Origin of the sequence: Amycolatopsis sp. NPDC051371, assembly GCF_040682155.1 — a bacterium.
Classification (GTDB): Bacteria; Actinomycetota; Actinomycetes; order Mycobacteriales; family Pseudonocardiaceae; genus Amycolatopsis.
The window spans coordinates 165,672-178,173 of the sequence record NZ_JBFBAG010000019.1 but is presented as its reverse complement, the minus strand read 5'-3'; the positions used below and the strand labels follow the sequence as shown (position 1 = coordinate 178,173).

The 12,502-nt window shown below is 70.3% G+C and carries 10 protein-coding genes; 5 read left to right on the top strand and 5 right to left on the bottom strand.

What is annotated here, in order from left to right; translation table 11 throughout:
* Together AB0M59_RS23950 and AB0M59_RS23945 are read left to right on the top strand one after the other, a co-directional pair.
* Positions 1 to 956, top strand: a 956-nt coding sequence (locus tag AB0M59_RS23950) for an IS66 family transposase (protein ID WP_364618459.1), incomplete at its 5' end; no start/stop codon positions are given.
* 55 nt (positions 957 to 1,011) lie between these two features.
* On the top strand, positions 1,012 to 2,241 hold the full coding sequence (locus tag AB0M59_RS23945; protein ID WP_364618456.1) for a DUF222 domain-containing protein: 1,230 nt from the start codon (positions 1,012 to 1,014) through the stop codon (positions 2,239 to 2,241).
* 317 nt (positions 2,242 to 2,558) lie between these two features.
* Here the strand turns inward: AB0M59_RS23945 and AB0M59_RS23940 are convergent, their stop codons facing one another.
* From AB0M59_RS23940 to AB0M59_RS23930, 3 genes are all read right to left on the bottom strand, one after another.
* Positions 2,559 to 3,452, bottom strand: coding sequence for an oxaloacetate decarboxylase (locus AB0M59_RS23940; protein WP_364618453.1), 894 nt, complete (start codon positions 3,450 to 3,452; stop codon positions 2,559 to 2,561).
* A 5-nt stretch (positions 3,453 to 3,457) separates the two neighbouring features.
* Positions 3,458 to 4,555, bottom strand: a complete 1,098-nt coding sequence (locus AB0M59_RS23935) for a sialidase family protein (RefSeq protein WP_364618451.1) — start codon at positions 4,553 to 4,555, stop codon at positions 3,458 to 3,460.
* Positions 4,556 to 4,911: 356 nt separating this feature from the next.
* The gene (locus AB0M59_RS23930; RefSeq protein WP_364618448.1) at positions 4,912 to 5,358 is read right to left on the bottom strand and encodes a hypothetical protein; all 447 of its coding nucleotides are present in this window, start codon (positions 5,356 to 5,358) and stop codon (positions 4,912 to 4,914) included.
* 97 nt (positions 5,359 to 5,455) lie between these two features.
* On the opposite strand from AB0M59_RS23930, the gene AB0M59_RS23925 reads away from it, so the two are divergent.
* From AB0M59_RS23925 to AB0M59_RS23915, 3 genes are all read left to right on the top strand, one after another.
* Entirely contained in the window at positions 5,456 to 6,238 is a 783-nt protein-coding gene (locus AB0M59_RS23925) for an FkbM family methyltransferase (RefSeq protein ID WP_364618476.1), read from the top strand.
* 42 nt (positions 6,239 to 6,280) lie between these two features.
* On the top strand, positions 6,281 to 7,153 hold the full coding sequence (locus AB0M59_RS23920; RefSeq protein ID WP_364618445.1) for a TIGR03619 family F420-dependent LLM class oxidoreductase: 873 nt from the start codon (positions 6,281 to 6,283) through the stop codon (positions 7,151 to 7,153).
* A gap of 119 nt (positions 7,154 to 7,272) precedes the next feature.
* Positions 7,273 to 10,962, top strand: a complete 3,690-nt coding sequence (locus AB0M59_RS23915) for a CARDB domain-containing protein (RefSeq protein WP_364618442.1) — start codon at positions 7,273 to 7,275, stop codon at positions 10,960 to 10,962.
* A gap of 30 nt (positions 10,963 to 10,992) precedes the next feature.
* On the opposite strand, the gene AB0M59_RS23910 is transcribed toward AB0M59_RS23915, so the two are convergent.
* Positions 10,993 to 12,138: an FAD-dependent oxidoreductase gene (locus AB0M59_RS23910; protein ID WP_364618439.1), complete on the bottom strand. Its 1,146-nt coding sequence runs from the start codon at positions 12,136 to 12,138 to the stop codon at positions 10,993 to 10,995.
* 74 nt (positions 12,139 to 12,212) lie between these two features.
* Positions 12,213 to 12,452: a hypothetical protein gene (locus AB0M59_RS23905; RefSeq protein ID WP_364618436.1), complete on the bottom strand. Its 240-nt coding sequence runs from the start codon at positions 12,450 to 12,452 to the stop codon at positions 12,213 to 12,215.
* Positions 12,453 to 12,502: the final 50 nt, after the last annotated feature.

The window sequence follows — 12,502 nt, the reverse complement described above, 5'->3', positions numbered from 1 at the left end:
AGGCGACCGCGCCCGCCTGCTACGGACCGAACGTGACCGCGCTGGCGGTCTATCTGCTGACCTACCAGCACATCCCGGTAGCCAGGACCGCGCAGCTGCTGGCCGACCTGCTGGGACTGCCGGTGTCGACCGGCTGGGTCGCCGGTGTCCTCACCCCGGTCGCCACCAACCTCGACGAGTTCGCCGAGCGGGTCGAACAGGCGCTGCGGGCAGCGTCGGTGGCACACTTCGACGAGACCGGCATCCGGGTCGAAGGAAAGAACTGGTGGCTGCACGTCGCCTGCACGTCCCACCTCACCGCGTATCTGCCGCACCGCCAGCGCGGCGGTGAGGCGATGGACGAATTCGGGATCCTCACCCGGTTCCGCGGTGTCGCGGTCCACGACGGCCTCATGTCCTACCAAGACTTCGGGCGCAACCACGCCCGCTGCAACGCCCACCACCTGCGCGAACTCGTCGCGGCCAGCGAGGCTTTTCCGGAGCACACCTGGCCCGGAATCGCCATGAAGACCCTCGAAAAGCTCAACACTGCTGCTCATATGGCACGAGACGCCGGCCTGGCCGCGATACCCGCCCATGTCGTTGATCCGTTGATCTCCAGGTTCGTCCGCACCGTCCATCTCGGCCTGCTGCTGCACCCACCGGATCGGGGTCGTAAGCAAAGCAAGACCCGGAACCTGCTGGTGCGCCTGCGCGACTACCAGCAGCAAGTGCTGCTGTTCGCCCGCGACCTGACTGTCCCGTTCACCAACAACCAGGCCGAACGCGACCTGCGCATGATCAAAGCACAGCTGAAGATCTCCGGCGGCTGGCGCACCCGACACGGCGCCCAGGCGTGGTTGCGCGTCCGCGGCTACATCTCCACCGCCCGCAAGAACGGTCTCCACATCATCACCGCGCTACGCGACGCCATCACCGGAAACCCTTGGCTGCCAACAACTGTCGAAATGGCCTGAACAGTTACTCCTTTCGTGTGATGAACGTTTGTTCGTCTGCCGGTAATCTTGGTGTGTGGACAGCGAAACGGTGTGGAAAGCAGATGCGGTGGCCCTGGCCGACCGCATCTCCACCCTGCTCACTTCCGTCCGGTCCATCGAGGCCGAGATCGGTTCTCTGCTGGCCGAAATCGAGTCGCGCGGTGTCATGGAACTCTTCGGCTACCGCTCTGTCGCACGGCTATTCGAGCACCTCGCCGATATCCCCAAAGCCGCCGCCGAAACCGTGATCAAACGAGCCCGAGCCCTCACCTCCAGCCACACCCTTGACGGCACCCCGATCCCCGCCGTCGCTCCCTCCACCGGCGCTGCCGCGTTGGACGGCCGGTTGAGCACCCCGATGATCGACACCATCGTCGGCGTCATGACCCAGGTCCCGCCCGAACACCGCGACGACGCCGAGGAACACTTGCTGTCCTTCGCCTCCGAGGCCGGGCACAAGCAGGTCGCCGCTCTCGGGGCACGCATCCTGGCTCACCTCGACCCCGACGGCCAGGTCCCCGACGAGACCGAACCCGCCACCCCGAGTCGCGAACTGTCGTTGCGTCGCAAAAGAACTGGGGTCTGGGAACTTCAGGGCCGGTTCGACGACGAGACCGGCACCCGCGCCAGCGCCCTGCTGGACTCGCTCGCGCAACGCCGCGCCACCGACGAAGGCCCCGACCTCCGCTCCCCGCAGGAACGCTACGGTGATGCGTTCTCCGACGCGATCGACCTGGCCCTCAACTCCCCAGACCTCCCGACGCAGGCCGGCGAACGAGCCCACGTCATGGTCGCAGTCTCCCTAGACGACCTGAAAACCGGTGTCGGCCGGGCCATCCTCGGCGACCTCGGGACAATGTCTGCGGCCGAGGCCCGCATCCACGCGTGCGACTGCAGGCTCATCCCCGCAGTACTGGGAACGAAGAGCGAACCCCTCGACCTGGGCCACCAGCGACGCTTGATCTCCACACCGCTGCGCCACGCGCTGTACCTACGCGACCGCGGCTGCGCCTTCCCCGGCTGCCACCGCCCACCCCGGCACTGTCAGGGACACCACATCCGGCATTGGGCCGACGGCGGACCCACGGAGCTGGGCAACCTGGTCCTGATGTGCGCCCACCATCACCGGCTGTTGCACCGCTCCGGCTGGCAAGTCCGCATCGCGGCCGACGGGTTGCCCGAGTTCCTGCCACCGGTGTTCCTGGACAAACGCCGAAAACCCAGGCGCAACAACCTGCACCAACCGCTGCCGTTCGCGGCGTGAACAATCGAACATGGGATAGGCCCGCAGCCAATGGCTACGGGCCTACACCCGCGTTCCAACCCGCAAGCGCCCGCCGACCCGACTTACGGTGCGAAAGTCCGGCGCTGGCCCGCGATGTCCGCCACCGACCCGACCGGCGGTGCGGGTTCCGGGGCCTGTCACCGAACTGCTCGCGGACCGTCGCTGCCATCGGCCCGGTCTCCGGCGCGAAGGTCCGGCGCTCGCCCGTCGCGGGCCATTCGTGATCAGAAGTTCCGGGGTCCGTCAGCGGCGGCCGATCAACCAGCACCCAACCCAGCCTCGACCGGCAACCACCCTCAACCGTCGCCGAACCGGTCCCCGATTTCCTCGATCTCCCGCAACCCCACCAACTCCGCGAAATCCGTCAACCCCGGCAACTCACGAACAGCCTCGACCGGCGTCCCATCCCGCGCGATCCGACCCAACACCGCACGCATCGCCTCCGTCGCCGCCAGCAGCGTCGAAATCGGACAGATCACCAACCGGAACCCGAGCTCACGCAACCGCTCCCGTCCCAACGGCGGCGTCTTCCCGCCCTCCGCCCAGTTGAACAGCAACGGCACGTCCCGGAACGTCTCCGCCACCCGCTCGATCTCGGCTTCGCTCTGCAACGCCTCCACGAACAGCATGTCCGCCCCCGCCTCGCGGTAGCGGTGGGCGCGGTCGATCGCCGCGTCGAGGCCTTCGACCGCTCGGGCGTCCGTGCGGGCTATCAGCAGGAAGTCGGGGTCCGATCGGGCGGCTACCGCGGCTCGCAACCGGTCGACCATTGTCGGCGCGGGGATCACGCTCTTGCCTTCGAGGTGGCCGCAGCGCTTCGGGGCCACCTGGTCCTCCAGGTGGATCGCCGCGACTCCGGCGGCCTCGTACTCGCGGACCGTGCGGATCACGTTCAGCGCGTTGCCGTAGCCGGTGTCCGCGTCGGCGATCAGCGGGACCTCCACCACCGAACGGATGCGGCTCGCCGCCTGGACCATCTCCGTCATCGTCAGGAGACCCACGTCCGGACGGCCCAGCAGCGACGCCGTCGTGCCGAAACCGGTCATGTAGACCGCCTCGAACCCGGCCGCCTCGACCAGGCGGGCGCTCAGCGCGTCGTACGCTCCCGGCGCGACGATCAGGTCGCCGCCCGCGAGCAGCTCGCGCAGCCGCGCCGGTCCCGGGACGCGCGGACTCAGCAGATCGGCCACCGCGATCACCTCCTCGCGGGGGCGTTCCCGAGCTGTCCCGGGGTCAAACCCACCCGCTCGTACACGATCTTCTCGTATGGACCGGCCGTGCCCGTCTCGTACAGGATCCCGACCGTGGCCGGGTCGGCCTGGACCAGGTCGGAATAGGCCGCCGGACCGCTGGTCAGCGTGCGGCCGGCGCGCCACGTGTGCCCGCGGTCGGTGCTCAGCCGCAGCTGCATCACCGCGCGCGTGGCGGGGTCGGCCGGGCCCGAGTACAGCATCAGCCACGGGATCGTCGTCTGCAGCACGCTGCCCTCGACCTTCGTCCCGGACAGCGACGGCTGCACCTGGTACGGCCGGACCAGAGTCTTCCCGCCGTCCACGCTGTAGCCGTCGACGCGGTGCTCGGCGGCGGACCCCTGGTTGCGGCTGGAGAAGTAGAGGGTCCCGTCGGGCAGCTCGGTCGCCGACGTCTCGTTCGCGGCGACGACGCCGTCCGTGCGGTCGTCGGTGAAGCCGATGTGCCAGGTGCGGCCGGCGTCGTCGCTGTAGAGGTCGTGACCGCCGTAGTACTTCGCCTCGGTGCCGACGTCGGGGGAGCCGGCCGGCGGGGAGCTGGAGTGGTTGGCGGGCACGACGATCCGGCCCGCGTGCGGGCCGTGCCGCAGCAGCGTCGCGTGCCCGGGGCCGGTGGCGTACCACCGCCAGCCCGGCAGCTTCGCGTCGGCGGTGATGTCCCGCGCGGGGGACCAGGTCCGGCCGTTGTCGCGGCTGCGCAACACGAAGACGCGGCGGGTGTCCTGCGCGGACGCCTGTCCGGACATGATCTGCTTCTCCGAGACCAGTCCGTTGTGGACGGTCAGCAGCACGAGCTCGCCGTCCCGCGCGAGCACCGGCGTCGGGTTGCCGGCGGTGGCGTCGCCGTTGCTGTCCACCAGGGACAGCGGGCCCCAGGTGCAGCCGCCGTCGCGGGAGGTGCGCGACACCGTCTGGATGGCTCCGGAGTCCCCGGCCGAGTCACGCCGTCCTTCGGCGAACGCGACGAGCGCACCGTCGGCCGCCCGGACCACCGCGGGGATGCGGAAGGTGTCGTAGCCCTCGGTGCCGGAGGTGAAGGCCACGGACGACGCGCATCCGTGCGCCGGGCCGGCCGTGGCCGCGGGAGTGAAGGACAGCGCGGTTGTCGCTGCCGCCAAAAGGATCGTGCTGAACCTGCGAATCGGGGACACCGGTTCGACCTCCTCGTCGAGGTAGGACATGGGATGTCGGACGTCCTATGTCTGGACAACCTAAGGAGGCCGTGCGAGTTCGTCAAGGACCACGCTGGGTGCCCGGCCGGGCACGCGGTGCCTTGGGCGTGGGTGCGCGGCGTGGGTGGAGAGCGGTTCGTCGCTCTCGCACGCCGACTACCTGGCGGCTGCCGTGGGCCGAATGGACCGAACCGCGGACGCGTGAAGTGTGCGCACGGAGCGCCGGCTCAAGGGCGGTCAGCCGGGCACGGCCCGAAGTACAGGCACTCGACCAGCGCGCGGACGTCGTGCGCTCGCGCCACCGGCTCCAGCTCGTCGAGCATCGCCGTGAGCGTGACCAGATCGACCCGGCCATCCCCGGTGAGCGGGAACTGCCGCTCCGCCGTGTCGTGCACAGCGCACCCGCTGCCGCGCAGGTTGCCCGCCGGGACGACCGCGAACACCACTTCGCTCTCGTCGCCGAAGGTGAAGTAGCACTGCAGGGCGACCGGGGTGGTGTCGGAGACCGTGTTGGTCCGCTCGCCGCCGAAGCTGTCCGGGTACGACCAGCCCGCGGTGGCGTCGTCGAGGAACTTGACGTCGGCGGGATCGGTGACCCCGTCGAGCCGCCAGCCGCGCGCCAGGACGTGGTGGTGCACCTCGAGCTGGCGGGAGATGAGCAGCGCCGCGGTCATGCGCTCAGTGTGGCCCCACGCCGTCACTCACGATCGGGTGACCTACCAATGGGGCTGGATCACGGACGCGAAGCCTGATAAGCCTCTGCGCGTGACGATGGACCTGCACAGCATCAACTCGTGGGAAGTGTCGTTCCTCCGCGAGGAAGTCGGCGGCTACTTCGCCCACGGCGTCGAGCTCGCACCCGGCGCGACCGTCCTCGACGTCGGGGCCAACGTCGGCGTCTTCTCCGCGGCGGTCTACGAACGGCTCGGCGGTGACGTGCGGATCTACGCGTTCGAGCCGTTGCCCCCGCTCTACGAAAAGCTGGACCACAACGGCCGGGACTTCTTCGCGGGGCGGCTGAAAGCGCTGCCCTTCGGGCTCGCGGCCGGTGAGGACGAGCTCGACTTCAGCTACTTCCCGGGCGCGACGATCTTCTCGTCGTCGTGGCGGGACGAGGGCAACGTCGAGGCGGAGCGGAAACGCGTCACCGCCAGCATCGTCGAGATGATCCGCCAGGGCGGTATGGGCCCGGCCGCCCGCCGCGTGCCGGCGCCGCTCCTGCGCGGCTTGGTCGGCCGCCAGCTGAAGGTGATGCGCAACCTCGAGACCCACCGGGTGCGGGTCCGGCCGCTGTCCCCGGTGCTCGACGAGGAAGGCATCGACCGCATCGACCTGCTCAAGGTCGACGTCGAGGGTGCCGAGCTGGACGTGCTGCGGGGGATCGAAGAGCGGCATTGGCCGCTGGTCCGGCAGGCCGTCGTCGAGGTCGAACGGTGGGCGGAGAACCGCGACCGCGTGCGCGAAGTCTTCGCCACGCGCGGGTTCGCGGTCGAAGCGGTGCAGGACCCGGTCCAGCAGGCGGCCGACATCGGGATGGTGTTCGCCCTCCGCTGACCCTTGCCTTGACGTGGGCGTCAGTGTTTAGCGTCGCCCCGTGTGAAGTTCGGAATCAGCTACAGCACCCCCCAGTTCGGCGTCGATCCCGGGAAACTCCTGCGGTTCGCGAGGGACGCCGAAGACCTCGGCTTCGAATCGTTGTACGTACCGGAGCACGTCGCCCTCCAGCCCGGCGCGAAGATCGGGCCGATGGAGCTGGACCCGACGCTGCCCTACGGTGATCCGCTCGAGTGCCTGACGTTCGTCGCCGCCGGCACGCGGCGCATCCTGCTCGGCACCGGCGTTCTGCTGCTGCCGTACCACCACCCGGTCGTGCTCGCCAAGCGGCTGGCGACGGTCGACCTGCTGTCCGGCGGGCGCATGCGGCTGCTCACCGTCGGCGTCGGCGCGCTGCCCGGCGAGGCCGCGGCGGTCGGCGTCGACTTCGCCACGCGCGGCCGCCGGGCCGACGAGGCGCTCGACGTCCTGCGGCTGCTCTGGGCCGGAGACGTGGACGGCGTCAGCCACGCGGGGGAGTTCTTCACCCTCGACGCCGTGTGCAGTTTCCCGAAGCCGGTCGGCGGCGGCCTGCCGATCCACGTCGGCGGTTCGAGCGACGCCGCGGCGCGCCGGGCCGGGCGGCGCGGGGACGGCTACTTCCCCGGCGGCCTGCTCACCCCGGACGAGCGCCGCCATCAGTTCGCGCTGGCCCGAACGGCCGCGAGCGAGGCCGGCCGGGACCCGGATGCCTTGCAGTACACGCGATGGGGGTCGATCGGAATGTCCGAAGAGGACGCTGAGAGCCTCGCGAACCAGGGCGTGACCCGGCTCGTCGTGAGCCCCACGACGGCCGACGCCGCCGCCCAGCGAGACGAGATGGCGGCCTTCGCCGAGCGGTTCGCCCTGGTTCGTCCGGTTGGGCCAGTCGAGTGACAGCGATGGAGTCGTAAATTTTCTGATCGGTGTCAAGTTCTTGCGTGACGGCGCTCACTTGTTGCATGCTCGGGTGGCTCAGGCTCCCGTCCCCGCCGTCTCGAAGAAGAGAAGACGCCATGACTCGTACGCGCCTGTCCCGGCTCGTCGCCGGTTTCCTCGCCGTGGGGCTGTCCGTCGCCGGGCTCTCCCTCGCCTCCGCGGCGAGCGGCCCACCCGACTTGTTCGAGGCGGCACCCGCCGCCGCGCTCGCGGACGTCCCCTTGACCCGGACGGTGTCGGCGAGCAGCGCCCTGCCCGGCTATCCCGTCGCCAACGCCGCCGACGGGAACCAGGCCACGTACTGGGAATCCGCCAATAACGCCTTCCCGCAGTGGATCCAGGCCGACCTCGGCTCCACGAAGGCGCTCTCGCGGATCATGCTAAAGCTGCCCATCGGCTGGGAGGCCCGCACTCAGACCTTGACCGTGCGCGGCAGCACCGACGGCACCGCGTTCACCGACCTCGCCGCGGCGAGCGGGTACGCCTTCACGCCGAGCGCGAACACCGTCACCATCCCGGTGACGGCCTCGACCCGCTACGTCCGGCTGAACGTCACCGCGAACACCCAGTGGCCGGCCGCGCAGCTCTCGGAGTTCGAGCTGTACGGCCCCGACTCCGGGGACACGCAGGCCCCGACCGTCCCGGCGAACCTCGTGCTCACCGAACCCGCCTCCGGCCAGGTCAAGCTGACGTGGTCGGCCTCGACCGACGACGTCGGCGTCACCGGCTACACCGTCTACCGCGACGGCACGGCCGTCAGCACGGTCACCGGCACGACCTTCACCGAGACCCGCCCCGCCGGCACGCGCGTCGAGTACTTCGTCCGGGCCGAGGACGCCGCGGGGCACGAGTCCGCCGACAGCAACCACGTCGTGCGCCAAGGCACCCAGGCCGGCCAGAACCTTGCCGCGGGCAAGCCGATCGAGGCGTCGTCGAGCGTCTTCGGCTTCGTCGCCGCGAACGCGAACGACAACAACACCGGCACGTACTGGGAAGCCTCGGGCCACCCGAGCACGCTGACCGTCAAGCTCGGCGCGAACGCCGATCTCGACCAGGTCGTCGTGAAGCTGAACCCCGACGCGGCCTGGGGTGCGCGGACGCAGAACTTCGAGGTCCTCGGCCGCGACCAGGGCGCCACGACGTTCACCTCGCTCAAAGCCCGCGCCGACTACCGGTTCGACCCCGCCACCAACCAGAACACCGTGACCATCCCGGTGAGCGGCCGGGCCGCGGACGTCCGGCTGCAGTTCTCCGCCAACTCCGGCGCGCCCGGCGGACAGGTCGCGGAGTTCCAGGTGCTCGGGACCCCGGCGCCGAACCCGGACCTCGTCGTCACCGGCACGACGTGGACCCCGGCGAACCCGACGGAGACGAGTCAGCTCGCGGTCTCGGCGACCGTCAAGAACGCGGGTACCGCGCCCGCGGCGGCCACCACCGTCACCGTCAGCTTGGGCGGCACGGTCGTCGGCAATGCGGCCGTCGGCGCCCTCGCGGCGGGCGCGTCCACGACCGTGTCCGTCAACGCGGGTACGCGGCCGCAGGGCACCTACAGCGTGTCCGCCACGGTCGATCCCACCAACACGGTCGTCGAGCAGGACGACACCAACAACACGTTCACCTCACCGACCTCGCTGGTGATCGCACAGGCGCCGGGCCCGGACCTCGAGGTCACCGGCATCACGTCGAACCCGCCGAACCCGGCGGCCGGCGCGGCGGTGTCGTTCACCGTCGCGGTGCACAACCGCGGCACGAGCGGCGCGGGCACCTCGGTGACCCGGCTGACCGCAGGCACCACCACCCTGGCCGGGGCCACGGGCGCGATCGCGGCCGGTGCCACGGCGAACGTCGCGATCTCCGGCACCTGGACCGCCACCAGTGGCGGCGCGACCCTCACCGCGACCGCCGATTCCACGAACACGGTCGCCGAGACCAACGAGTCCAACAACGACCTCTCGCGGGCGATCGTGGTGGGCCGCGGCGCGGCCGTGCCGTATACCGAGTACGAAGCGGAATCGGCGCAGTACCAGGGACAACTGCTCCAGACCGACCCGCTGCGCACGTTCGGCCACACGAACTTCGCGACCGAGTCCTCGGGCCGCCAGTCCGTCCGGCTGGCGAACCAGGGGCAGTACGTCGAGGTCACGTCCACGAACCAGGCGAACTCGATCGTGGTGCGCAACTCGGTCCCCGACGCGGCCGCCGGCGGCGGGCAGGACTACACGCTCAGCCTGTACGTCAACGGCGCGTTCGCGCAGAAGCTGACGCTGTCCTCGACCCACAGCTGGCTCTACGGCACCACCGACGAGCCCGAGGGCCTGACGAACCGGCCCGGGGGAGACGCGCGGCGGTTGTTCGACGAGTCGCACGCGCTGCTGGCGCAGTCCTACCCGGCGGGCACGAAGTTCAAGCTGCAGCGGGACAACGGCGACAACGCGGCGTACTACGTCATCGACTTGGTCGACCTGGAGCAGGTGGCACCGGCGCTGCCGAAGCCGGCCGAGTGCACGTCGATCACCGAGTACGGCGCCGTGCCGAACGACGGCGTCGACGACGCCCCGGCGATCCAGCGCGCGGTCACCGACGACCAGAACGGCAAGATCGCCTGCGTCTGGATCCCCGAGGGTCAGTGGCGGCAGGAGGCGAAGATCCTGACCGATGACCCGACCGTGCCCAACGGCGGCGGCCAGTACAACCAGGTCGGCATCTCGAACGTGACGATCAAGGGCGCCGGGATGTGGCGATCGCAGCTGTACTCGCTGATCCAGCCGCAGGACGCGGGCACCATCAACCACCCGCACGAGGGCAACTTCGGCTTCGACATCGACAAGAACACGCAGATCTCGGACATCGCGATCTTCGGCTCGGGCCGGATCCGCGGTGGCGACGGGAACGCCGAGGGCGGCGTCGGGCTGAACGGCCGCTTCGGCACCGGCACCAAGATCTCGAACGTCTGGATCGAGCACGCCAACGTCGGCGTGTGGGTCGGCCGCGACTACAGCAACAAGCCCGAGCTGTGGGGCCCGGCCGACGGCCTGGAGTTCAGCGGGATGCGGATCCGCGACACCTACGCCGACGGCATCAACTTCACCAACGGCACGCGCAACTCGCGGGTGTTCAATTCGTCCTTCCGCACCACCGGGGACGACTCGCTCGCGGTGTGGGCCAACCAGTACGTGAAGGACCCGTCGGTCGACATCGGGCACGACAACGTGTTCACCAACAACACGATCCAGCTTCCCTGGCGCGCCAACGGCATCGCGGTCTACGGCGGCTACGGGAACCGGATCGAGAACAACCTGGTCTACGACACGATGAACTACCCGGGGATCATGCTGGCGACCGACCACGACCCGCTGCCGTTCTCCGGGCAGACGACGATCGCGAACAACGCCCTCTTCCGCTGCGGCGGTGTCTTCTGGAGCGAGCAGCAGAAGTTCGGCGCGATCACGTTCTTCGCGCAGGGCAAGGACATCCCGGGGGTGACGCTGCGGGACACCGAGATCCACGACTCGACCTACGACGGCATCCAGTTCAAGACCGGGGGCGGCGTGGTGACGGCGACCGTCACGAACGTCAAGGTCGACCAGTCGGTCAACGGATCCGGGATCCTCGCGATGAGCGGCGCCCGCGGCAGCGCGACGCTGACGAACGTGACGATCTCCGGATCGGCGAAGGGTGACGTCGTCATCGAACCGGGGTCGCAGTTCGTGATCAACGGTGCTCCGATCCCGGCGGTGGTCGCGTCGGGCCGGCGCGACGGGAAGTGACGGAAGGGGGTGCCTCGGCACCCCCTTTCCTCACGCGTCGATCAGGTGATCCCGCAGCAGGTCTTCCCGTCGGCGGTCCTTGACCCACCACTTGCGGGCCCCGGGCTTGCGGGCCTCGTACGCCAGCTGCTTGACGGTGCTCGTGCAGACGAGCTCCTTGACCTTCGCCCCCAGCCGGCCGCCGAGGTGCAGCCGGATCGCGGTGTCGTCGCGGCGGGAGAACTGGAAGATCCCGGCGCGGCGCCCGAGGCTCAGGCACAGACCGGCGAACCCGACGTCGGCCGGGGCGGGTCGCTCGCCCGTGAGCCGGCTGAGCACCGTCTCGGCGGCCTGCGGGCCGAGCTGGACCGCCGACTGGCAGCCCATCCGGTACGGCAGGTCCGACGGCGCCGCCGCGTCGCCGGCCGCCACGATCCGGTCGTCGTCCACGCTGGTCAGCGTCTCGTCCGTGCGCAGGCGGCCCAGGGAATCGGTGCTCAGCCCGCTGCGCGCGGCCAGGTCCGGTACGCCGAAGCCCGCGGTCCAGACGGTCACGGTGCTCGGCAGCTCGCGGCCGTCGGCGAGCCGCACGGCGTCGCGCGTCACCTCGCTCACCACCGCGTCGGCGAGCACGGTCACGCCCAGCTTCGCCAGCCGCCCGGACACCGCGTGCCGGCCGCTCGGGTGCAGGTACGGCCCGAGCTCGCCGCCGCACACCAGCGTCACCGCGCGGCCCGCTTCCGCGAGCTCGGCCGCGGTCTCGATCCCGGCCGGACCGGCGCCGACGACCGTCACCGCCGACGCGGCGTCGAGGACCGGCCGCAGCAGCTGCGCCTCTTCGAAAGTCGTGACGGGGTAGGCGAATTCGGGCACGTTCGCGCCGGCGCTGCCCACGGCGTAGATCAGGTAGTCGTAGCCGAGGGTGCCGCCGTCGGCCAAGGTCACGCTGCGCGAGGCCGCGTCGATAGAGGTCACGCTGTCGACGACCAGCCGGACGCGCGCGGCCAGGACGTCGCGGTAGGCCACGGCCGCGTCGCCGGACCCGGCGGCGAGCTGGTGCAGGCGGATCCGTTCGACGAACTGCGGGCGCGGGTTGACCAGCGTGACGGTGACGTCATCGCGGCGGGTCAGGCGGTTGGCGGCCATGACGCCGGCGTATCCGCCGCCGATCACGACGACCTCGGTGGGCTCGGTCATGGTGTGTCTCCTTCGATGTCGGGTTCGGCATGGAGACACCACGCGACCGGGTCGTGTGACAGCTGTGGTTCAGCTCACGCGTCGGTGGGGGTCCGGGTCCACTGCACCGCCGCGTGCCAGGCGGCGATCAGCGCCTCGTCGTCGGCGTAGCTCGGGCAGGTCCCGACCGGGACCCACACCTGCTCGACGGGTTCGCCGTCTTCGACGCGCAGGACGGTCACCCCGGCGTACTCCAGTACTTCGCGGCCGTGCCCGGCGGGGACCGAGACCGCACGGGTGCCCAGTCGCAGCCGCACCTGTCGTTCGCCCGTCATCGACCCCCGCTCTCCCTGTGATGCTCGACGGTGGTGTCGCGCACCGGCCG